The sequence below is a fragment of the Paramylibacter ulvae genome, assembly GCF_014652655.1.
GTDB lineage: Bacteria > Pseudomonadota > Alphaproteobacteria > Rhodobacterales > Rhodobacteraceae > Amylibacter > Amylibacter ulvae.
This window is the reverse complement of sequence record NZ_BMZF01000001.1, coordinates 508,558-530,155: the sequence shown is the minus strand read 5'-3', so window position 1 is coordinate 530,155 and position 21,598 is coordinate 508,558. Positions and strand designations below refer to the sequence as shown.

The 21,598-nt window shown below is 50.5% G+C and carries 22 protein-coding genes; 10 read left to right on the top strand and 12 right to left on the bottom strand.

Annotated elements, in window-relative coordinates; translation table 11 throughout:
- Positions 1–2: 2 nt before the first annotated feature.
- From IE094_RS02645 to hemN, 5 genes are all read right to left on the bottom strand, one after another.
- Positions 3–1,076 (bottom strand): ABC transporter permease, encoded by a 1,074-nt coding sequence (locus IE094_RS02645; protein WP_189639007.1) that lies wholly within the window; start codon positions 1,074–1,076, stop codon positions 3–5.
- A 67-nt stretch (positions 1,077–1,143) separates the two neighbouring features.
- Positions 1,144–2,487: a CmpA/NrtA family ABC transporter substrate-binding protein gene (locus IE094_RS02640; RefSeq protein ID WP_189639006.1), complete on the bottom strand. Its 1,344-nt coding sequence runs from the start codon at positions 2,485–2,487 to the stop codon at positions 1,144–1,146.
- A gap of 203 nt (positions 2,488–2,690) precedes the next feature.
- Entirely contained in the window at positions 2,691–3,836 is a 1,146-nt protein-coding gene (locus IE094_RS02635; protein ID WP_189639005.1) for a CmpA/NrtA family ABC transporter substrate-binding protein, read from the bottom strand.
- Entirely contained in the window at positions 3,833–4,417 is a 585-nt protein-coding gene (locus IE094_RS02630) for an ANTAR domain-containing response regulator (protein ID WP_189639004.1), read from the bottom strand. Before IE094_RS02630 ends, IE094_RS02635 begins: the two co-directional genes overlap by 4 nt.
- Positions 4,418–4,577: 160 nt before the next feature.
- A complete protein-coding gene (hemN, locus tag IE094_RS02625) occupies positions 4,578–5,954 on the bottom strand; it encodes an oxygen-independent coproporphyrinogen III oxidase (RefSeq protein WP_229801969.1) in 1,377 nt (458 codons plus the stop codon).
- A 56-nt stretch (positions 5,955–6,010) separates the two neighbouring features.
- Here hemN and fnrL point away from each other — a divergent pair, with 56 nt between their 5' ends.
- From fnrL to ccoS, 9 genes are all read left to right on the top strand, one after another.
- A complete protein-coding gene (gene fnrL / locus IE094_RS02620) occupies positions 6,011–6,760 on the top strand; it encodes a transcriptional regulator FnrL (RefSeq protein WP_189639422.1) in 750 nt (249 codons plus the stop codon).
- Between the two features lie 110 nt (positions 6,761–6,870).
- On the top strand, positions 6,871–8,466 hold the full coding sequence (gene ccoN, locus IE094_RS02615) for a cytochrome-c oxidase, cbb3-type subunit I (protein ID WP_189639003.1): 1,596 nt from the start codon (positions 6,871–6,873) through the stop codon (positions 8,464–8,466).
- A gap of 10 nt (positions 8,467–8,476) precedes the next feature.
- A complete protein-coding gene (ccoO, locus tag IE094_RS02610) occupies positions 8,477–9,202 on the top strand; it encodes a cytochrome-c oxidase, cbb3-type subunit II (protein WP_189639002.1) in 726 nt (241 codons plus the stop codon).
- Positions 9,203–9,213: 11 nt separating this feature from the next.
- The gene (locus IE094_RS02605) at positions 9,214–9,417 is read left to right on the top strand and encodes a cbb3-type cytochrome c oxidase subunit 3 (protein ID WP_189639001.1); all 204 of its coding nucleotides are present in this window, start codon (positions 9,214–9,216) and stop codon (positions 9,415–9,417) included.
- The gene (ccoP, locus tag IE094_RS02600) at positions 9,410–10,270 is read left to right on the top strand and encodes a cytochrome-c oxidase, cbb3-type subunit III (protein WP_189639000.1); all 861 of its coding nucleotides are present in this window, start codon (positions 9,410–9,412) and stop codon (positions 10,268–10,270) included. Before IE094_RS02605 ends, ccoP begins: the two co-directional genes overlap by 8 nt.
- 144 nt (positions 10,271–10,414) lie before the next feature.
- Positions 10,415–11,830, top strand: a complete 1,416-nt coding sequence (ccoG, locus tag IE094_RS02595) for a cytochrome c oxidase accessory protein CcoG (RefSeq protein WP_189638999.1) — start codon at positions 10,415–10,417, stop codon at positions 11,828–11,830.
- Positions 11,827–12,300, top strand: coding sequence for a FixH family protein (locus tag IE094_RS02590; RefSeq protein WP_189638998.1), 474 nt, complete (start codon positions 11,827–11,829; stop codon positions 12,298–12,300). Before ccoG ends, IE094_RS02590 begins: the two co-directional genes overlap by 4 nt.
- The gene (locus IE094_RS02585) at positions 12,297–14,447 is read left to right on the top strand and encodes a heavy metal translocating P-type ATPase (RefSeq protein ID WP_189638997.1); all 2,151 of its coding nucleotides are present in this window, start codon (positions 12,297–12,299) and stop codon (positions 14,445–14,447) included. Before IE094_RS02590 ends, IE094_RS02585 begins: the two co-directional genes overlap by 4 nt.
- A gap of 2 nt (positions 14,448–14,449) precedes the next feature.
- Complete coding sequence (gene ccoS, locus IE094_RS02580; RefSeq protein ID WP_189638996.1) at positions 14,450–14,611, top strand: cbb3-type cytochrome oxidase assembly protein CcoS; 162 nt, start codon at positions 14,450–14,452, stop codon at positions 14,609–14,611.
- Here ccoS and IE094_RS02575 read toward each other — a convergent pair.
- Together IE094_RS02575 and IE094_RS02570 are read right to left on the bottom strand one after the other, a co-directional pair.
- A complete protein-coding gene (locus IE094_RS02575; protein ID WP_189638995.1) occupies positions 14,608–15,600 on the bottom strand; it encodes an LLM class flavin-dependent oxidoreductase in 993 nt (330 codons plus the stop codon). The two genes, ccoS and IE094_RS02575, sit on opposite strands and share 4 nt — an antisense overlap.
- An 88-nt stretch (positions 15,601–15,688) precedes the next feature.
- Positions 15,689–16,210, bottom strand: coding sequence for a hypothetical protein (locus tag IE094_RS02570; RefSeq protein ID WP_189638994.1), 522 nt, complete (start codon positions 16,208–16,210; stop codon positions 15,689–15,691).
- A 184-nt stretch (positions 16,211–16,394) separates the two neighbouring features.
- Between IE094_RS02570 and IE094_RS02565 the strand changes: the two genes are divergently transcribed.
- On the top strand, positions 16,395–17,051 hold the full coding sequence (locus IE094_RS02565; protein ID WP_189638993.1) for a VPLPA-CTERM sorting domain-containing protein: 657 nt from the start codon (positions 16,395–16,397) through the stop codon (positions 17,049–17,051).
- Here IE094_RS02565 and IE094_RS02560 read toward each other — a convergent pair.
- The 5 genes from IE094_RS02560 to IE094_RS02545 form a co-directional block, all read right to left on the bottom strand.
- Positions 17,048–17,926 (bottom strand): dimethyl sulfoxide reductase anchor subunit family protein, encoded by an 879-nt coding sequence (locus IE094_RS02560; RefSeq protein ID WP_189638992.1) that lies wholly within the window; start codon positions 17,924–17,926, stop codon positions 17,048–17,050. The genes IE094_RS02565 and IE094_RS02560 overlap by 4 nt on opposite strands.
- A 149-nt stretch (positions 17,927–18,075) precedes the next feature.
- Positions 18,076–19,614, bottom strand: a complete 1,539-nt coding sequence (locus IE094_RS02555) for a trimethylamine methyltransferase family protein (RefSeq protein ID WP_189638991.1) — start codon at positions 19,612–19,614, stop codon at positions 18,076–18,078.
- A 41-nt stretch (positions 19,615–19,655) separates the two neighbouring features.
- On the bottom strand, positions 19,656–19,778 hold the full coding sequence (locus IE094_RS15585; RefSeq protein ID WP_268247199.1) for a hypothetical protein: 123 nt from the start codon (positions 19,776–19,778) through the stop codon (positions 19,656–19,658).
- Positions 19,779–19,792: 14 nt separating this feature from the next.
- Positions 19,793–20,641 (bottom strand): TPM domain-containing protein, encoded by an 849-nt coding sequence (locus tag IE094_RS02550; protein ID WP_189638990.1) that lies wholly within the window; start codon positions 20,639–20,641, stop codon positions 19,793–19,795.
- 56 nt (positions 20,642–20,697) lie between these two features.
- Positions 20,698–21,525, bottom strand: coding sequence for an isocitrate lyase/PEP mutase family protein (locus tag IE094_RS02545; RefSeq protein WP_189638989.1), 828 nt, complete (start codon positions 21,523–21,525; stop codon positions 20,698–20,700).
- Between the last annotated feature and the right edge of the window lie 73 nt (positions 21,526–21,598).

Sequence of the window (21,598 nt, the reverse complement as noted above, 5' to 3'; positions counted from 1 at the left end):
AATCACCGATCCGCAGAAAAGGTGAGCATGGATTGTAGCGCATACATCAAGCGATCCAACAGATAGCCGATAATTCCGATGGTCAGCACCGCAACCATAATTTTCGCCAAGGATTGTGATGATCCGTTTTGAAATTCATCCCAAACGAATTTGCCAAGACCAGGGTTCTGTGCCAGCATTTCCGCCGCGATCAACACCATCCAGCCCACACCCAATGACAATCGCAAGCCAGTGAAAATAAGGGGTAGGGCAGATGGCAAAACCAGTTTGGTGATTTTGGTCCATGTGCCAAGCTTCAACACTTTGCCAACATTCACCAAATCCTTGTCGATGGATGCCACGCCCAACGTGGTGTTGATCAAAGTTGGCCAGATCGAACACAAGGTTACGGTGATTGCCGACACTAAAAATGATTTGGCTAGTAACGGTTCTGGGGATGTGACCGTGGCCGAAACAACCATGGTAACAATTGGCAACCATGCCAGTGGCGACACGGGTTTAAATATTTGAATGATCGGGTTCATGCCCGCACCGACCAGTGGTGATAAACCACCTGCAATGCCCAATGGAATGGCAATCGCAGTCGCAACCAGAAATCCAAAGAACACGGTTTTAAGCGATGTCCAGATTTGATCGTAATAGGTTGGCGCACCTGTGAAGGTGCGATATTTCACCTTGTCCGCATTGCCATCGGCGACCAATTTAGCGTTGCGCAGGTCTTGGCGTTCGTAAAACGCCGCCTGTTTGTCACGCTGGCGATTGTGATCGGCATTTAAATTGATAAATTGCGTCCAAACCTGTGCAGGTCCTGGCACCGCGCCAAGAGATGTGACAACCTTGGGCGCCAAAATCCCCCATGCGCCCAAAAACAACAAGATCGCGATCAGTGGCACGCCGAGCAAGCGCCATATTTCTTTGCCGTTGCTGCGTAAATCGTCCCCACCAATCATTTTCAACAGAGGCGTTAACCATGCAAGCCCCAGCAGGGATACATATTTATCCGCCTTGTTGATTTTCGTAAAAAACCGCTCTTTGCGTTCTGATTTTGCCAATTGCGGATCAGCCATTGCTGTCATTTGTTCGTACCTTTCGAAATCGGTTTGCTCTGGCGCAATAGTGCGCCAGATGTTCCGTTTTGATGGGTTAGGATGCGCCGTCTTTCAGGCCAATTTTCAATGCCTCAAGATATTCGAGTGGCTTTTTGCCGTCATATTCGATGCCATCAATAAACGCGGCGGTTGCCGGTTTGTATCCATCGGTGCCAAAGGGGATGTCGGCGGCATTCACGTAACCCTCGTCCACCAACATTTGCGCGGCCTCTAGGTAAATTTCAGGCTTGTAAACGTCCTTGGATACTTGTTCGTACCAGCTTGCGTCTTTGGGTTCGGTGATTTGCCCCCAACGGCGCATTTGGGTCAGATACCATGTGGCATCTGAATAAAACGGATATGTCGCGTTGTAGCGGAAAAACACATTGAAATCAGGTACATCGCGTTTATCACCTTTTTCATATTCAAACGTACCTGTCATCGAATTGGCGATAACTTCGGCGTCTGCACCAACGTATTCAGGGCGGCTCAGGATTTCCACCGCTTCGGCACGGTTGGCGTTATTGTCTTCGTCCAACCATTGTGCCGCGCGGATTAATGCCTTGGTCAATGCAAGGGTGGTGTTTGGATATTGTTGGGTGAATTCATGGGTCATTCCGAATACTTTTTCGGGGTTATCTTTCCAGATTTCGTAATCGGTGATGACGGGAACACCAATGCCTTTGAATACGGCGGCTTGGTTCCACGGTTCACCCACGCAATAACCCAAAATTGTGCCCGCTTCCAATGTTGCCGGCATTTGTGGGGGTGGGGTGACAGAGAGCAATACATCTGCGTCAACTTGGCCTGAAATATTGTCTTCGGTGTAAAAACCAGGGTGAATTCCCCCTGCTGCCAACCAGTAACGCAATTCATAGTTATGTGTGGACACAGGGAACACCATGCCCATGTTAAATGGCTTGCCCTCATCCTTGTAACGTTCAACGATGGGTTTCAATGCGGTGGCCGAAATCGGGTGTACGGGTTTACCATCGTTGTCCTTGGGAATGTATTGTTTCATTTCATCCCAGATCGCGTTGGAAACGGTGATACCATTACCATTCAGATCCATGGAAAATGGCGTTACGATATGCGCCTTGGTGCCAAAACCGATGGTTGCGGCCAATGGTTGACCCGCCAACATATGCGCACCGTCCAATGTACCGTCAATCACACCATCAAGCAGAACTTTCCAGTTGGCTTGTGGTTCGATCGTCACGAACAGGCCTTCGTCCTCAAAAAAACCTTTTTCATAGGCGATGGCGAGCGGGGCCATATCGGTCAGTTTGATAAAACCCAGTTTCAATTCATCTTTTTCAACGTCCAGCATTTCGGCAAAGCTAGGCACAGTTGAAATGGCAGATATGACAGCGGATTGTAGGATCGTTTTGAGCTTCATTGAGCGTCTCCAAATAGATAAAGCCGCTTGATCAAAACACACGTAACCCTCGCGATGATGCGATGTGTTCAGACCAAGCGGCATTGCTTGTGATGGTGGGGAAGCCCAAATCTCTGGGCGAAATCTGCGAACGCCATTGTTTGCAGTTGCCTATATTCATAACCTGATTCGTAGAAAGGTCAATGTCATTGTCATAGATTGCGTCATTTTGGATCAAACACCGATCCATCATAAAAACGATCTGGGCCAAGGTAATAGTCTTGCGCCGCATTGATTGTTTGGCGTTCGTTTAATGTGCCTTCGACCTTGCTATTACCATCTGGCATTGGTGTGCTGATTGACATTAATGCGTCGCGATAAATATCTGGTCTAAAACAATTTTTTGCAGTTTCAATCGCCCATTTTTCATCCACCCCCCATGCGGATGCTTCGTTTTGGGCGATCCAAATTGCGGCGCTGATCCAAGGGAAACCAACGCTGCTCCCCCCGATACGAAGCGCAAGTGGATCATGGCCAACGCGCCCTTTGGCATCTAAAACCATTTGGCCGCTGAATGCTTGTTGGATCAGATCGGCTTGGATGCCAACATATTTTGAACGCGCCAGAATTTCGCATAATGTGTCTTGCGAACTTGGCCGTTCAATCCAAAGTTGGGCGCGATAAATTGCGCGGATCAGGCGGTGTAAAACCGTTTTGTTACGCTCGCCCCATTCGTGGCGCACGCCCAACACCTTTTCTGGGGCGGCGGCCCAAATGGCACTTCCGTTTAAGGCTAGCGAACCTGTCCCTGAATCGGTGATCTGTGCGCCCCAAGGTGCTCCAACAAAAACGCCATCAACCTCGCCACTTTTTAACACTTCGGCCAAAACGAATGGTGGTGCGACGGAAAAATCAACAACTTCGGCTGGGTTTAATCCCGATTGTTTGATTAAAAATCGTAATAGGGCCACATGCATACTGTGCATGAAAGGCACGCCAATGCGTATTGGGGCATCAGCGGATTGTTTTACCAAATATTGTATAAAATCGTTGGTGTCGTTAAATCGCGGTGGCGCTTCGCCATTTGTTCTGAAAACAAAGCTGTCGCCATTCATGCTTAACACCATTGGCGCGATGATCTTGCTGTTCACTTGGCCTTTGCCAAGCGACATCGCAATGGGCATTGGGGCAAGCATATGCGCGGCGTCATAAACGCCAAAGGCCAGTTTATCGCGAATGGATGACCAGCTATGCTCGCGTGTCAAATTCAGCGCGATATTCTCTTCTTCGGCAAAGCCAAGCTCGTGTGCGACAATCAAGGGTGCCGCATCGGTCAGGGGGATAAACCCACAATGAATCGGCGTCGTCATAACAAGAGCCCCGCCGCCGTGACCAAACCATCGGCAACCTCGGACACGCGCCGCCCTTGATCCATGGCGGTTTTGCGCAGAACGGCATATGCTTCTTCTTCGCTCAGGCCGCGTGCTTTCATCAACAAACCTTTGGCACGATCAATGGTTTTGCGCTCTGCCAATGCGGTTTTTGTCGCTTCTAGCTCTGCTTTCATCCGACCAAAGGAATGGAAACGCGCAATCGCGGTTTCAAGTACGGGTTTAATCCGATCCTTGCGCAAGCCATTCACCACATATGCACTGACCCCAGCATCAATAGCGGCGCGCATCATTTTATCGTCCGTTTGATCGACAAACATCGCAACAGGGCGTTCCGATGGGCCAAGCGCGGTGATCACCTGTTCAAAACTGTCACGCGATGGGTCTTCAAGATCGATCAGGATGATATCGGGTTCCAAATCACGCAGTTTTCGCGCAAGTCCCAGCGTTTCACCGATCACGGAAATCTTGTAATCCATCGTTTCGCGCAGCCCGTCAACAATCAGGAACGCGCGTTCCTTGTCTGGGTCAATCACAACGATATGAAGCGGATCTGTCACAGTAATCTTTCGTTTGCTTGACAGAGATTTATGCACCCTGAGGGTGAATGGACATTGCATGGGAGAGGGTGATTGCGAGAAAATGCGGCAATGCCTAATAATTGGGCATTGCCGTTTGAGTTTGTTTGAAATTCAGAGCGATTGAAAATCTATGGTTTGATTAGCTCACGCTACTAAATCGGTTTTGTGTGTCGTCTGAATACACATCAAAGCGACGCGCAATGATGCGCGCCAATGCGCGCTGGTGATGGGTAATTTCAAAGCCATCGACGCTAAATTGTATATAGCGTCCAAAATCACGTTGTAACTGCAAGATCGGCTTGGCCAAGATCGTCATTTCGCAGGCATAGGTTTGTGAAAGTTCGCTAAAATCGGCGCGAAAATCGCACATGATCATTTCGATCAACCGTGCAATCATCCGATCACGTTGCGTTGTGGCGATCCCGCGATAGGTTGCCAATTTTCCTTGGGTTATCGCATCTGCGTAATCCGCTGATTTTGGGGCGTTTTGGGAAAATCCATTTGGGAACTTGGAAATCGCACTGGCGCCCAGTCCAATCAATGTATCCAAATCGTCGGTAGTGTACCCTTGAAAATTACGCCGCAATTTTCCCGCTTTAGCAGCGATTTGCATGGCGTCATCGGGTTTGGCGAAATGATCAATGCCAATGGGAGCATATTGCGCTGACTCTAACTTTGACGCCATAACATCAAACAATTCGCGCCGATTTTGCCCCGATGGCAAGGCATCATCTGAGATCAGCTTTTGGCGTTTTGCCATCCACGGCACATGAGCATAACCGTATAATGCGATACGATCGGGTGACAGGCCCAGCACGGTTTCAATGGTTTTAGTCACTGTTTGAACCGTTTGGTGGGGCAGACCATAAAGGATGTCCATGTTCAGCGAATGAATATCGGCACGGCGTAGCATATCCACACAGGCCAGCGTGGTTTCAACGCTTTGCTTGCGGCCGATGGCGGCTTGGACGCGTGGATCAAAATCCTGCACGCCGATGCTGGCACGCGTCATGCCCACATCGGCCAGCGCATCAATTTTTGCCGCTGATACCAATGTGGGGTCAATTTCCACCGAAAATTCGAAATTTTCGTGGCGCGGTGTCATTTGGTGCAATGCGGTGCTGAGCGTGCGAATTTGATCTGGTGACAGGATGGTGGGCGTGCCACCGCCCCAGTGAATTTTCCCCACAGACACGCCAGAGGGCAGGGTGGCACCCACCATTTTAATTTCGCGTAACAACACATCCAAGTAATGCGCAATTGCCGATTTGTTTTTGGTGCCTTGGGTGCGACAGGCGCAAAACCAACACAACCGTTCACAAAGTGGGATGTGGACATAAATCGAAATCGGGCGATCCGCAGGCAGTGTACGGATTTGCTCGGTGCTAAATTCAGCCCCCACATCCGTGTGAAAATGCACAGCGGTGGGATAGCTGGTGTAGCGCGGGGCGCGGGCGTCATAGACGCCAAGATGCGCAAGTTCTGGATCAAAGCTCATAGGGGCAAAGTAGCGCATGGAAATTTTCACGCCTTGATCTAGATCAAACAAAAGTGGTTTAGTGAAGCATGAACATGAACATCCCAGCGTTGAACACAAAAATTGGCGATAAATGCGCCGACTGCCCGATTCATCATCGGGCGGTGTGTGCATATTGCGAAAAATCCGAATTGATGTTGTTGGAAACGATGAAGTCATATTCCAGCTACGCCGCCGGTGACACGATCATCATGGCAGGTGACAATATGAAATTTGTGGGATCTGTTGTTACGGGTGTTGCCAGCCTGTCGCAAACAATGGAAGACGGGCGTCGCCAAATGGTGGGGCTGTTATTACCCAGCGATTTTGTTGGCCGCCCGGGGCGCGAATTTGCCAGTTTTGATGTGGTAGCGACAACGCCTGTGACATTGTGCAAGTTTGAACGCATCCCGTTTGAAAAAATGTTAAAATCAACGCCGCAACTGCGCGAACGCATGTTGGAAATGGTGCTGGATGAATTGGACGCCGCGCGCGAATGGATGTTGTTGTTGGGGCGCAAAACAGCGCGTGAAAAAATTGCCAGTTTGTTGATGATTATCGGCAAGCGGCAAAATTCATTATCCCCGTTTGATATCAACACCAGTATGAAATTCGAGTTGAGCCTGACGCGAGAGGCGATGGCCGATTACCTTGGCCTGACACTTGAAACCGTCAGCCGCCAAATCAATGCGTTGAAAAAAGATGGTGTGATTGAATTGGAAAAGAAACGCCATGTCATTGTCAAAAATTTCAACCGTTTGTTGGATGAAACGGGTGACGACGGCGATGGTGGTTACGTTACCTAGGCCCTGTAAAACCGAGGCGCTGTAAATTTTCTAAAACTTGATCCAGATCAAAGAGCGATCATTCTGGCTGTTCCATAAGCGGGAACAGAACAGGACGAAAAGGTCGCGTTATGGAAATCATCAAGTTAATTGTCTTGGCGATGATTGCTGTGCTTGCAGCAATGGCCGCCAATTTTGGGCAGGATTGGCCCTATTCGGTGCATATGTTCATTATTATGGCATGTGCGTTTTATTTATTTGTCAAAGGTTTGCAAAAATTCGGTGATGTGCGCCCGCCCATTGACACGGGGTATCAGGATGATGTGGTGCGCGCTGGTGTGATTGCCACATCGTTTTGGGGCGTCACGGGGTTTTTGGTTGGCGTTTACATCGCATTCCAATTGGCATTTCCCGCGCTCAACCTTGATCTGCCGTTCACCACATTTGGTCGATTGCGCCCGTTGCATACATCTGCGGTGATTTTTGCGTTTGGCGGTAATGCGTTGATCGCCACATCATTTTATATCGTGCAACGCACCTGTGGGGCACGCCTGTGGGGCGGAAATCTGTCTTGGTTTGTGTTCTGGGGATATCAATTATTTATCGTGCTGGCCGCAACGGGTTATCTGTTGGGCGCAACCCAAAGTAAGGAATACGCCGAACCTGAATGGTATGTCGATATCTGGCTGACCATTGTTTGGGTCGCCTATTTGGCGGTGTATCTGGGCACGATTATCAAACGCAAAGAGCCGCATATTTATGTGGCCAACTGGTTTTTCCTCGCGTTTATCGTGACCGTTGCGATGTTGCATATCGTTAATAACCTCAGCTTACCCGTGTCGATCTTTAGCTCGAAATCAATCCAGTTGTTTTCAGGCGTTCAAGATGCGCTAACACAGTGGTGGTATGGCCATAACGCGGTTGGCTTTTTCCTGACCGCTGGGTTCTTGGGCATGATGTATTATTTCGTGCCAAAGCAGGCGCAAAAACCTGTGTTCAGCTATAAATTATCGATCATCCACTTTTGGTCGTTGATCTTTCTTTATATCTGGGCAGGGCCTCACCATCTGCATTATACTGCATTGCCTGATTGGGCACAGACATTGGGCATGGTGTTTTCCATCATGTTGTGGATGCCAAGCTGGGGCGGGATGATCAACGGTTTGATGACGCTAAATGGCGCATGGGATAAATTGCGCACCGATCCGGTGTTGAAAATGATGGTGTTGAGCCTTGCATTCTACGGCATGTCCACGTTTGAGGGTCCCGTGATGTCGATCAAGGTGGTGAATTCGCTGTCCCATTACACCGACTGGACCATTGGGCATGTGCATTCTGGCGCGCTTGGCTGGAACGGGATGATTACCTTTGCCGCGCTTTACTATCTGACACCACGTTTGTGGGGGCGGGCACGGCTTTATTCTACGGCGATGGTGAACTGGCATTTTTGGCTCGCCACAATTGGTATCATTTTTTACGCCGCATCCATGTGGGTGACGGGCATCATGGAAGGGTTGATGTGGCGCGAGGTGGATGCGCAAGGGTTCTTGGTGAATTCATTCGCTGACACGGTTGCCGCCAAATTCCCGATGTATGTGGTGCGCGGTACGGGTGGGCTGATGTATCTGTCTGGCGCGATCATCATGTGTGTGAACCTATGGCTGACCGCACGCGGCGTTGGGCAAACAGATGCCCAACTCACCGCCCAAGCCATCCCCGCAGAATAAGGAGATTATGATGTCATTTTTGAACAATCATAAAAAAGTAGAACGCAACGCGACCTTGTTGTTGGTGTTAAGCCTTGGCGTGGTGTCCATCGGGGGTATCGTTGAAATCGCACCGCTGTTTTATCTGGACAACACGATTGAAAAGGTGGAGGGCATGCGCCCCTATACGCCGCTCGAATTGGCGGGGCGCAACATTTATGTGCGCGAGGGCTGTTACACCTGTCATAGCCAAATGATCCGACCCTTGCGCGACGAAGTGGAACGCTATGGCCATTATTCTTTGGCGGTTGAAAGTATTTATGACCACCCGTTTCAATGGGGATCAAAACGCACTGGGCCAGATTTGGCACGCGTGGGGGCGCGTTATTCCGATGAATGGCACGTGGATCATCTAAAAGACCCGCGTTCTGTTGTCCCCGAAAGCATTATGCCAGGTTACGGGTTCTTGCTTGAAACGCCGCTGAAACCAGAGCAAAGCCGCGATATGTTGGTAGCCAACATGCGTGTTGGCGTTCCCTATACGACCGAAATGATCGAAAGCGCGGTGTCCGACTTCAAGGTTCAGGTCGATCCCGATGGTGATTGGGAAGAGATGGTTGAACGATACCCCAAGGCCCAAGTGCGCAATTTTGATGGCCAAGAAGGGTTAACCGAAATGGATGCGCTGGTGGCGTATCTGCAAATGCTGGGCACGTTGGTGGATTTTTCCACCTTCCAAGCCGACGCAAGCCGATAAGGGGATCAGACATGGATACCTATTCAATTTTCCGCGCCTTCGCAGATAGCTGGGGATTGCTGGCAATGATGTTGTTTTTCATCGGCGCGATCTTGATGTTGTTCCGCCCCGGTGCGCGTGCCATGCACCATGATGCGGCAAACATTCCGTTTCGTGATGATGCTCCGCGCCCCGCGCCGACAAATGCAGATGTGAAAGGGGATCGTGATGCGTAAACCCAAAATGAACGACGAAGACTATCCAACAACGGGTCATGAATGGGATGGCATCCGTGAATATGACAAACCCATGCCGCGTTGGTGGTTGTGGACGTTTTATCTCTGTATCCTGTTTTCAATTGGCTATGTGGTTTATTACCCAGCCATTCCGCTAATTAATGGCGCGACCAAAGGTGTTTTGGGATATTCATCACGCGCAGAGGTACAGGGCGAAATTGATCGCGTGAACGCACTGAACGCGGATATTGAAAAAACGCTTTTGGCAACGCCGATGGATGACATTGCTCAAAACCCCGAATTGTCCCGATTTGCCAGTGCGGGTGGTGGTGCGGTGTTTCGGACATATTGTGCGCAATGCCATGGTGCGGGTGCGCAGGGTGGCAAGGGTTATCCAAACCTGCAAGACGACGATTGGTTGTGGGGTGGCGATTTGGCCGCGTTGGAAACCACCATTCGCCACGGTATCCGCCATGATGCGGATGACGATACGCGTTATTCCGAGATGCCAAAATTTGGTGAAATCCTGCCCCAAGAAGAAATCAAACAAATCGCCGAATATGTGTTAGCGGTTTCCGATCAAGATCATGATGTTGCGTTAGCAATGTTAGGTAAGCCATTGTTTATGGATAATTGTTCCGCCTGTCACGGCGAAACAGGCCTGGGGGATCGAGAACAAGGTGCACCCAATTTGGCCGATGCGCTCTGGTTGTTTGGCGGTGATCGCGACAGCGTGGTGCAAACAATCACCAACAGCCGTTTTGGCGTCATGCCTGCATGGCAAGGGCGCATCACAGATGTGCAAATCAAACAAGTGGCATTCTACGTTCACCAGTTAGGTGGCGGAGAATAAGCGCGATTGCATTGGCGCGCTGGCACCAGCCCCCGTCCTGTTCCGGTTGGGGCTGGTGTTTCTTTCTCAAAACTTGATCTGCATCAAAGTAATGCATCCCGATTTGCACGATATTGCGATTGAACAGGACATAAGGGGTTCCCAATGACAACCCAAACAGAGCAACCGCCACGTCTTTTTGAAGGGCGCGAACCGGTATTTCCCCAGCGCGTTTCGGGCTGGTATCGCCGTCTGAAATGGTGGCTGATGATATTCACACTTGGCATTTATTATATCACGCCGTGGATCCGTTGGGATCGCGGTGCGAATCTGCCCGATCAGGCGGTGTTGGTTGATCTGGCAAATGCGCGGTTTTTCTTTTTCTGGATCGAAATATGGCCCCATGAATTGTATTTCGTGGCAGGCCTTTTGATCATGGCGGGGCTGGGGTTGTTTTTGTTTACATCCGCGCTTGGGCGGGTCTGGTGTGGATATGCGTGCCCCCAAACCGTTTGGACGGATTTGTTTATCCTTGTGGAGCGCTGGGTCGAAGGTGATCGCAATGAACGCATTCGATTGCTTCGTGCGAAATGGTCATTTCGCAAGGCACGATTGCGTATTACCAAATGGGTGATATGGTTGTTGATCGCGCTGGCAACGGGGGGCGCATGGGTGTTTTATTTCGCCGATGCCCAAACATTGTTGCGTGAATTATTCACAGGACAGGCGGCAATGGTGGCATACGGCACGATTGCGGTTTTGACTGCCACGACATTTTTGTTTGGCGGTTTTTTGCGCGAACAGGTGTGCACCTATATGTGCCCATGGCCGCGTATTCAGGCCGCGATGATGGACGAAGATTCATTAACCGTGGCTTATCGCGATTGGCGCGGCGAACCACGCGGCAAATTGGGCAAGGCCGAGGGAGATTGCATCGATTGCATGGCCTGTGTGAATGTCTGTCCTCAAGGGATTGATATCCGCGATGGCCAGCAGGTGGAATGCATAACCTGTGCGCTGTGCATTGATGCCTGTGACAATGTGATGGAAAAAATCGGCAAACCACGTGGTTTGATCGATTATTGCGCATTATCCGATGAACCGCTGGAACGTGCAGGCGCCACACCCAAAACCATCTGGCAACATATTTTGCGGCTGCGCAATTTTATCTATTTCGGGCTTTGGTCATTGATCGGTGTTGCGATGGTTGTTGCATTGTTCATCCGTTCGGATTTTTCCGCATCCATCAAACCAGATCGCAATCCACGGTTCGTGACATTGTCCGATGGTACATTGCGCAATGCCTATGATCTAAAGATCAGCAATCAAACAGGTGCGGCGCGCGAATTTCATCTGTCGATCAAAACAGATGATCCGCTGCGCCTTGATTTGCAAGGGGTGGATGGGATGAACATCACCGTGCCCGCCGATGAAACCATGCATCAACGTATCTATGTTTTTGCAAAACCAGAATATGAAACCAGCCGCATGGATAATGCGCCCATCCGTTTCTGGGTAGAGGATCGCGCAAGCGGTGAGCGCAATCACGTAGACAGCTTTTTCGCAGGAGACTCAAAATGAATATGATCGCAAAACGCCCCCTGACAGGGCGTAAAGTTTCGTTGATGTTTTTGGGTGCGTTTTGCACGATTGTTAGCGCAAATGTTGCGCTGATCTATTCCGCCGTGGGATCATTTCCAGGGTTGGAAACCCGCAAACCTTATGTCGAGGCGCAGCATTTTGAAACCCGTCGCATCGCACAAGAGGCATTGAATTGGGACAGCAATGTTGAATACAGCAATGGACAGATCATTCTGCATCTTACGTCCGCTGGGAACACCGTTGTGTTGCCCAATGTGGCGGTGCGCGTGGGGCGGGCAACGGCGGATCGATTTGATCAAACGCTTGTGTTGGAATTTGACGGTAAATCTTATCACGCCCCCATCACGCTTGATGCTGGCAATTGGCAGGTTCAAATCAAAACCACGGCACTTGATGGCACCGGTTTTCGCCGCATCATTCCGCTGATTATTCGCGGGGATCACATATGAACACCGCCGTTTGCCCCGCATGTGTTGCAATCCCCAATGAAAAAATTGAACAGATCCGCACGGATATTGGGGCCTTGGAAATATCCGTACCCACAATCCATTGTGCAGCCTGTATTCAGAAAATCGAACGCGGGCTAAATGCGCTTGATTGTGTGTTGAATGCGCGGGTGAACCTGTCACTAAAACGTGTCAGCATTCGCCATAATGATAATCCTAATTGCGAAGACATCATAATGGATACGCTCGCCAATTTGGGGTTTGATGCGCATTTATTGGATGATCACAAGCTAAACCAAAATGGCGATGACGTTGGGCGTGGATTGTTAATGCGCCTTGGCATCGCGGGGTTTGCCGCGATGAATGTGATGTTGCTGTCTGTTTCCGTCTGGGCGGGCGCGGATGGATTAACACGTGATTTTTTGCATTGGGTGTCGGCGGCGATTGCGCTCCCCACGGTGGCCTATACCGCGCAGCCGTTTTTCAAAAATGCTTACGCCGCATTGCGTGTGGGGCAGTTGAACATGGATGTACCGATTTCGCTGGCGATTTTAATGGCGGCGGGCTTGTCCATTTATGAAACATTTCACGGTGGCGAACACGCCTATTTCGACGCGGCATTGTCGTTGACGTTTTTCCTGTTGGCGGGGCGGTATTTGGATCACCAAACCCGTGCGCGCGCACGATCTGCGGCAACCGCTCTGTCCGCGTTGGAGGTTCCGCGTGCGCAACAGATCAAGGATGGACAGATCACCACCGTGAATGTGTCTGATTTGGCGATCAATGATCGCGTTTTGGTGCGAAAGGGTGCGCGCATTCCCGTTGATGCGGTGATTGTCAAAGGTCAAAGCGATCTGGACGTATCCTTGATCAGCGGCGAAACCATGTTGGCAACGGTAACCGTGGATGATCAAGTTTATGCGGGCACATTAAACGTGGGCGCACCGTTGGAAATTTTGGTCACCCAAACGGGGGCTGGTACAAAGCTCGCTGAAATTATGGATCTGATACAACAGGGTGAAAATCTAAAAACCAAATACACCCGTTTGGCGGATCGCGCCGCGGGGATTTACGCACCATTGGTTCATTTGCTGGCCTTGGTCGCATTTGTGTTTTGGCAATTTTACAGCGGTGATACTCGTTTGGCCGTGGGTATTGCCACTGCCGTATTGATTATCACATGCCCTTGTGCGCTTGGCCTTGCGGTGCCTGCCGTGATGACGGCGGCAAGCGGGCGGTTGTTTAGATCGGGCGTCTTGATCAAAGATGGCGCCGCATTGGAACGTTTGGCGGGTGTTGATACGGTTGTGTTTGATAAAACGGGAACACTCACCACCGGTGAATTTAGCGTCATCAGCGCCCCCAAAGGCGAGGATTTACAGATCGCGGCAAGTTTGGCGGCACAATCCGATCACCCCATTGCACAGGCAATTGTGCAATACGGCCCCAATCAATCCTTGTTGTCGCTGGATCATATCAAAGACACGGCTGGGAAAGGTGTCAGCGGTATGTATCACGGCCAGATTGTAAAGTTGGGACATGCCGATTGGGTTGGGGCAGAGCCCGTGCCAAATCATGTGCAAACATGGCTACGTATCGGGCAAAATCCGCCCGTGCCATTCTTGTTTGACGATATGTTGAAAGACAGCGCAGAACCCGCAATTGATGCCTTGCAAAAAAGTGGCTTACGCGTGGTCTTGTTATCGGGGGATACGCAATCCGCCACGGATCGTTTGGCGAAAAAACTGGGCATTGATGATGCGCGCGGCGGGGTGCAACCACGCGAAAAACTACAAATGGTTCAATCGCTTGGCGAACATGTGTTGATGGTAGGGGATGGGTTGAATGATACGGCCGCACTGGCGGGCGCGCACGTATCCATGGCGCCAGCGCGTGCGATTGATGCGGCGCGCACAGCATCTGATTTCGTGCTGATCAAGGATGATTTGATGTTGATCCCAGATTGCATCGCGTTGGCACAATCGGCGAAACGGCGCATGTTGGAAAATTTCGCCATTGCGGGCGCTTATAATGCCGTGGCTATCCCCATTGCGTTGATTGGTTTGGCAACACCGCTGTTGGCGGCACTGGCGATGTCTGCATCATCAATTTGCGTGTCACTCAATGCGCTGCGCTTAACGAAAGGGTAAACATGTCTGTATTGATCTATCTGATCCCGATTTCATTATTTCTGGGCGGCATTGGATTGCTCGCGTTTTTCTGGGCGATCAAAACCAAGCAGTTTGACGACCCAGACGGAAATGCCGCGCGGATATTGTTTGATGATGACGCGCCCGATGACGAGGTGGGTTAATCACACAGATCGGCCAAGGTTTTTGCAGCAATATCAAATGATTGCAATCGCGCCGTGTGATCATGGATCATGCCCGTGATCATCAATTCATCGGGTTGGTGCGTGGCAATGATCGATCGCAGCTGTTGTTTCACCGTATCAGGCGAACCCGTTGCCGAAAATGACATCGCATGTTTCACACCTGTCATGATATTTGGTGCGATATGCGCGGTGATATCATCAACAGGACGGGGCAGTTTCCCTGGTTTTCCTGTGCGTAAACGGGCAAAGGCCAACATTTGTGACGTGCGCAGATATTGCGCCGCGGCGTCGGTATCGGCCGCACAAACACCCGCCGCCAGCATCAAATACGGTTTGTCCAAAAATTGGGATGGCTGAAACGTGCTGCGATAAATTGAAATGGCCTGTTCCAACATGGATGGTGCAAAATGCGATGCAAATGCATATGGCAATCCAAGATATGCCGCCAACTGCGCACCAAACAGGCTTGATCCCAGTATCCAAACGGGAACATGTGTGCCAGTTCCAGGAATGGCACGCACAGCGGCGTTGTCGGGGGCATCGGCGAAATAGGCGATCAATTCTTGTACGTCTTGGGGGAATGTATCCTCGGGCGTCATATGACGGCGTAATGCTTGTGCGGTGGCACCATCGGTGCCCGGTGCACGCCCAAGCCCCAAATCAATACGATCAGGGTAAAGCGTTGCAAGTGTGCCAAATTGTTCACCAATGATCAGAGGCGCATGGTTTGGCAACATAATCCCACCCGCACCAATACGCATGGTTTTGGTTTGCCCCGCCACATGCCCAATCACCACGGATGTCGCCGCGCTCGCGATCCCTGGCATATTGTGATGTTCAGCCAGCCAGAAGCGATGAAACCCTGATTTTTCAGCTGCTTGCGCCAATTCAACCGTGTTATTGAGCGCATCGGCGGTTGAATGGCCCTCTGATACGGGGGATAAATCAAGGAGCGAAAATTTTTGCATGGGTGGCCTCATTTCTGTTACGCCAACCTATGCAGGATCGAAACCAAACCCAAGCGCAATAGGGCGCGCAAAGATCACATTTTCGCGCCTAGTGTGAATCCAGCGTCGCAATCGCATCATAAGATCGATCAAGGATACATTTACGCCCAAATATCGGTTGGTCAATTTCAGTGTTTTTGGTCACGGTTAGGCCACGCATAAAGCTCGCGTTTGGGTATGGGCTATTGGGGTCAGGCTGCAACGCGACCCCATTTTCATCTGTGATCGCATATTTGTAATACGCGTTGTAGGCATAGATGCCGTTCACAAACCTGATTTTGCCAAAGCGAATGCGCCCAATGTCATCATGTGTTTCGATTAAAACATCATCCACCGCGCGATCCAAAACCAATTCTGGCGCGCCCATCATTGGGCCATAGACATAGCGCATGCCATTGGGCGTTTGTGAAATGGTTACCGCGTGAGTGTTGCCATCAAGGCGACAGTAAAACACCGTGTTGGTGGGGACACGATCAACCAGCATCGGATCCTCGGCCAGTGTAACACCGCGCATTGTGTGCGATTGATCTGGCACAGGATCACAATGTGCCAAAATAGATGTGACAAGCAATACTGTGGCAGCATCACAGCCAGAATGAAACGCATATTATTCGCATTTGCGGCGCATTTATTTCAACCAATCAGTGCTGAAAATCACTTTGTTGAAATGAAAACTACCATAACCTGTGGATATGGCGACAATGAATATTTGCGTGTGCCTGTAATATTTTTCTAGAAAACTATTGGGGACAAATATGTTTATGCAAAAAATTTATGGTGCTCTTTGTGCGGCAACTTTTATCGGGGCACCCATTAGTGCGCTTGGTGCTACGATTGATTTCGAAGGCACGAATTTTGGCCGAAATTATTCACAAGATGGCTTTAACGTCACCACCAATTTTACCACCGGGTATTTTGGTGATTTGCATGTTGATCAGTTCACGGGCCCATTTGGCAGTTCTTACACCATCACCCGCGACGATGGCGGCGCATTTGATGTGATGTCGCTGGATATTGGCGCGCTGGGTTTTGGTGTTGATATTGAAACGCATCATCAAAATGGTGGATTTGAATCAATGCCTTATGTCTGGGACAATGTGTTGTTTCAGGGATATGATTCAACGGGTCTGGTTGCGACCACAGTGGCGGGATCAGAGGTTGATACATTGGGCTTTGTCATGGGATCAGATTTCGCATCGCTTGAAAGCTTTGTCATTAGCGGGATTTATACCCCACCCACATTGGGCGCCAATCAGTCGGTGAACCTGACAGCAGGGGATACGCATTTCACCATTGATAACATCGAAATTGCACCCGTGCCGTTGCCCGCATCAATCGTGTTATTGCTATCTGCACTTGGGGCACTTGGGTTGTTTGGTCGAAAACGCAAAGGCGGGCAAGCGCTGGCCTAGCGTTTGCCGTAATATAAGCCAACAACATGTTCGGCTTGCGCGAAAAACAACCACCGCGCAACGCCAAGACCCACAATATGCGATAGTAACAAAACTGCGCCCCACGTATGCCCCATGTTTGGCATCAAGAACATCATGCTCAACGGGATAATCCCTAATGTTATCAATGATATGATGCGTAGCTTGGCCGCGTGTTTACGCCCCACCACATGCACCATTTCACGCAAAAGATAATTGTCACCCGTGTGGGGTGGTTCGAATTGGCGTACCTTACCAATATGCCCAAGCCCCGTCGCCGTTTCCATCGTGGAACCCGCGGCCTTGAACAACCCATCACCAATCGTCCAATATGCCACCTGCGCAATGATCAAGGCGATCATCAGATATTTCGCCAGCCAAATTTGATTGGATAACATCGCACCACCTGTCAGCGCGAATAGGAAAAACAACACAGGCGTTAACCAGTGGTTCCAGCGGGGTATAGTTTTTAGCTGAGCATAGATCATGGATGTGCTGCCCACGGTGGCCAAACACAGGATGGATGCGATAATCCCAATAGCGGGGAGTTTGGTATTCAAAAATATTGCGGCGGCCGCGTAAATGCCCATCACCGCCAATGCGACAACGGCCAAAATGCCTTCGCGTGATAACCACGATGTGCGCCATTGCGAAAATGCCTTGAGCGCGTTTTTGGGATTGCCAAGGTGAAAGGTTGACGCGAGCAACCCACCAACCGCCAGTGCATAGGCCAGAAAGAAAAAGATGAACGCCGACGTGCCCGTCACATCAGGGCGACCAAGACCCAAAAAAAACAACATCCCAAAGCCAAGCCCAGACGCCGCAGTGAATAAAATGACTGATGGTGCTGGATGCATGGGGCAGGGTCTCTTGTTATTGTTTAACGCTGTTTTGCAACATAATGGTGTGAAATGAAATAGGCCAAGCCGCGCAAATGTGATATTTCGGAAAACCTAAAAGGTGCTTCGGGATATGGCGTATTTATACATCTGCATTGACTTGCAACCTATTGCTTTAAATGAATTTTGTATTTTGCGCGTAATTTTCCATCCAACTCTGGATCAAAGCCAACAGCGGATGGTTTGGACAAAATGTCATTTTTAAACTTGATCGCGTTTTCGATCAGGTTGGGTTTTCCGCGCTCAACCCATTCCTTGGGCGATGTGCGATCGCCAAGGCGGGGGTAAACATAATCACGCTGCATCAGGTTCAATGTTTGATCCGAGCCCAGATAATGCCCCGGCCCATTCAAACAGACATCGCGCATGGTTTCCAGTGATAGGCTATCGTCTGTCACCTCGATCCCGCGCACACAGCGCAATGATTGCCCCAACAGATCATCACCAATGATCAGACTTTCAAGACAAAAGCCAAGTAGCGACGCATGCATACCCACGGATTCATAAACCATGTTCAATCCCGACAACCCCGCCATCACGTTGGAATGCGCCTGTTCATATCCCGCCTGCATATCTGGCATTTTCGCATCGGCAATTCCCGCCGCCGCACCACCGGGCAGGCCGTAAAATTTATGCATCTGTGCACAGCCAGCGGTTAATAATGCCTGTTCGCCAGATCCACCAGACATCGCACCTGTGCGCAGATCAGACACAAACGGCCATGTGCCAAAAATCGCGGGGTGTCCTGGTGCAATGGCATTCACATAAACCACACCTGCCAGACATTCCGCCACGGCCTGAACAATCGCCCCTGCAATGCTGGCAGGGGCGGTCGCGCCCGCTTGCCCAGCGGAAAGCAACAGCACGGGCATGCCTGCGCGGATGCAGTATTCCATCACTTCCGAACTCTCGGTTGCGAATTTCATGGGGGGGACGACGAAACAGTTGGAATTGGATACAAATGGTCGGGCACGAAAATTCGCCTCGCCCCCCGCAATGTCATAGATTAGATCAAACATGCCTGGCATGAATGATGGTTCGGTGAAACTGGTTCCCACATGTTTGGTTGTGCCCGAACAGGCCGCATAGATCGTATTTTGATCCATTTCAAAATTGTCGGGAATGTCGCGGCAAACCATCGGGCGTTGAAAAAAGTGCACGTTATCAAGCTGTTGCGTGATTTTCGCGGCATCGTGCAGATCCTGTACCGTGCATTCGCGATATTCGTTGTTTTCCACATCAACCAAATGCACCGCCGCACCCGCCGTGCCGTAATGCACACGATTACCCCAAAGTTCGAGATCATTTTTGCCATCGCGTGAATATAACGTAACCTTTTTCGCAGCCTTGGCCAACATATCCTCGACCAAGGCACGCGGATATCGCAAACGTCCATCATCGCCAAGGATTGCCCCCGCCTTTGTCATCACATCCACACCCGATGGCGGCGCATCGGCCAAACCAATGGTTTCCAGCGCATCTAATGCGGCGTGATGGATGCGCAAAACTTCGGCATCGGACAGGGGTTTATAATTGCCACCTTCCATTCCGGATCGAATGGGGCGGATATCTTCGGCTAATGGGGCTGCACGCATCGCTTGTCTGGCTGCGCGGCCACCAGATCGACGGGTTGTTTTTGTTGTCATGTGATTATCTCTGAATAAGGGTTTCAATTTGGTTGAAAACCTTAGGCGGGCGAACCCCGTGCGGCACGACCACGCTGTGCACCAATTGTGCGGATAATCAGCGCTGTCATCCAATCAAGATCAATCATGGATAAAACGCTTGCACGGTTTTTTTCACCGCGCAAGAAAAATGTTCAAATCACCAACGGCCACCGCCACCACCGCCAGACGATCCACCACCGCCAAAGCTGCCACCGCCACCTGATGAACTGCTGCTGCGTACGGGGATGATGTGGGTGTGATCATCGCGATAATCGCAATGCCGGCAACGGGTGCGCAATATCTGTTCACCCGGTGTGGTGCGGGTGACCGTTTGTGTGGTTTCGCGATTTCGCGACAACCCGCGACGCCCGCAATTGGGGCATGATTTGGTGCGCACCCATGTATCCGACATTTTGTTGCGAAACAGGATGAACAGGAAGAACAGTAAAAATACAAATGGAATCAGGATCGGGACAATCTTGGCCGCGATACGTTCGAACAGCGGTGTTTTGGGTTCAACCCAATTATCAGCGGTGCGTTCAATAGTTTCGGTCACGCCGATTTCGATACCTTTGGAATAATCGCCCTTTTGAAAATGCGATTTTACATGCTGGTCGAACAGATAATCCATGCGTTTGTCAAATTCACGCGGATAGCCAGAGCCAAGTCCAATGAACATTTCGCGATCAAACTTGGACACCAAAAACATGATACCGTTGTTTTTGGTCGCATTCCCCACGCCCCAGTCGTTGAACAACCCTGTGGTGAATGTGGGAACATCCGTTTTATCGCCGTAATCCGCAGTGGAATTGATAGTCACCACCGTCATTTCCACGCCTTTGGTTTCGCGCAAATCGGTGAGCGTTTGCGTGATCCGCGCCTCTGTATCCGCATCAATGATATCGGCGTAATCATTCACATATGATGTTAATGAGGCAGGGTAATCCTGTGCCATTGCCATAATGGGCAGGATTGAAGCGATAAGAGCGATAAATAAACGGCGCATAAATTTCCCCTGTATTGTTCCAATCAATGTGGGCGTTTGATGGAAAATTGCAACCGTCAAACGCTACCCTTGGCCAAAAGCGCATCAATATCGCCGCCACTTGCACCACCAGACAGGCTGGCAAATTCCCCGTCATGCAGGATGGACTGGCTGCAATTAACGATTGCCTGATGTGTGACGCGCGATAATGCCGATCCCAGCGATATACGTGCGACCCCGATATTGGCAAAATCCGCGCGGTTATATTTCGTGTATGCACCCGCGGCGAGCGCATTGACGGGTTTAGAAACACTATCACAGATCAATTTCAAATCATCCATACTGGCAGGGAGCGGGGCGTATAAACAATCCGCACCCGCCGCGTCAAACGCTTGGAGGCGCTTAATCGCCTCTGTCACATCATATTGCCCGTTCATAATCCCATCAGCGCGTGCGACCAGCACGAAATCACGGGGCAGGTTACGCACGGCATCCACACCCGCACGGAAACGATCCACGGCAAGTTCGAAATCATAGGGTGTTGCGCTGGGCAGCGCGGTATCCTCGATCGAACAGCCCGCCAATCCTGCTTCGCAAGCCAATCGTATGGTCTCTGCCACATCTTCTGGTGCATCGCCAAATCCGTTTTCAAAATCACCCGACACGGGCAGGGATGTTGCCGCCACAATGTCGGCGGCATGATCCAAATGTTGATCGCGCGTTAAATGCCCCATATCGGGCAAACCTTGGGTAAACCCAAATCCCGAAGATGTCGTGCCAATCGCCTGTGCCCCCATTGCCGCCATTATCCGCGCACTGCCTACATCCCATGCGTTCATCAAAATAAACGGATTGCTGCGCTGGTGTAATGCGCGAAATGCGGGGGCGGGATCATGTTTGGGCATATCAATTCTCCTCAAAGGCTTGCGTTTGTTGTGAAACTAGCATTAAGAATACCCCATGAGAACCAATTGCATC

Bases quoted from the DNA above. Each gene is read 5' to 3' on its own strand.
- IE094_RS02645 (WP_189639007.1), bottom strand. From the start codon at position 1,076: ATGACAGCAATGGCTGATCCGCAATTGGCAAAATCAGAACGCAAAGAG.
- IE094_RS02640 (WP_189639006.1), bottom strand. From the start codon at position 2,487: ATGAAGCTCAAAACGATCCTACAATCCGCTGTCATATCTGCCATTTCA.
- IE094_RS02635 (WP_189639005.1), bottom strand. From the start codon at position 3,836: ATGACGACGCCGATTCATTGTGGGTTTATCCCCCTGACCGATGCGGCA.
- hemN (WP_229801969.1), bottom strand. From the start codon at position 5,954: ATGCGCTACTTTGCCCCTATGAGCTTTGATCCAGAACTTGCGCATCTT.
- fnrL (WP_189639422.1), top strand. From the start codon at position 6,011: ATGAACATCCCAGCGTTGAACACAAAAATTGGCGATAAATGCGCCGAC.
- ccoN (WP_189639003.1), top strand. From the start codon at position 6,871: ATGGAAATCATCAAGTTAATTGTCTTGGCGATGATTGCTGTGCTTGCA.
- ccoO (WP_189639002.1), top strand. From the start codon at position 8,477: ATGTCATTTTTGAACAATCATAAAAAAGTAGAACGCAACGCGACCTTG.
- IE094_RS02605 (WP_189639001.1), top strand. From the start codon at position 9,214: ATGGATACCTATTCAATTTTCCGCGCCTTCGCAGATAGCTGGGGATTG.
- ccoP (WP_189639000.1), top strand. From the start codon at position 9,410: ATGCGTAAACCCAAAATGAACGACGAAGACTATCCAACAACGGGTCAT.
- ccoG (WP_189638999.1), top strand. From the start codon at position 10,415: ATGACAACCCAAACAGAGCAACCGCCACGTCTTTTTGAAGGGCGCGAA.
- IE094_RS02590 (WP_189638998.1), top strand. From the start codon at position 11,827: ATGAATATGATCGCAAAACGCCCCCTGACAGGGCGTAAAGTTTCGTTG.
- IE094_RS02585 (WP_189638997.1), top strand. From the start codon at position 12,297: ATGAACACCGCCGTTTGCCCCGCATGTGTTGCAATCCCCAATGAAAAA.
- ccoS (WP_189638996.1), top strand. From the start codon at position 14,450: ATGTCTGTATTGATCTATCTGATCCCGATTTCATTATTTCTGGGCGGC.
- IE094_RS02575 (WP_189638995.1), bottom strand. From the start codon at position 15,600: ATGCAAAAATTTTCGCTCCTTGATTTATCCCCCGTATCAGAGGGCCAT.
- IE094_RS02565 (WP_189638993.1), top strand. From the start codon at position 16,395: ATGTTTATGCAAAAAATTTATGGTGCTCTTTGTGCGGCAACTTTTATC.
- IE094_RS02560 (WP_189638992.1), bottom strand. From the start codon at position 17,926: ATGCATCCAGCACCATCAGTCATTTTATTCACTGCGGCGTCTGGGCTT.
- IE094_RS02555 (WP_189638991.1), bottom strand. From the start codon at position 19,614: ATGACAACAAAAACAACCCGTCGATCTGGTGGCCGCGCAGCCAGACAA.
- IE094_RS02550 (WP_189638990.1), bottom strand. From the start codon at position 20,641: ATGCGCCGTTTATTTATCGCTCTTATCGCTTCAATCCTGCCCATTATG.
- IE094_RS02545 (WP_189638989.1), bottom strand. From the start codon at position 21,525: ATGCCCAAACATGATCCCGCCCCCGCATTTCGCGCATTACACCAGCGC.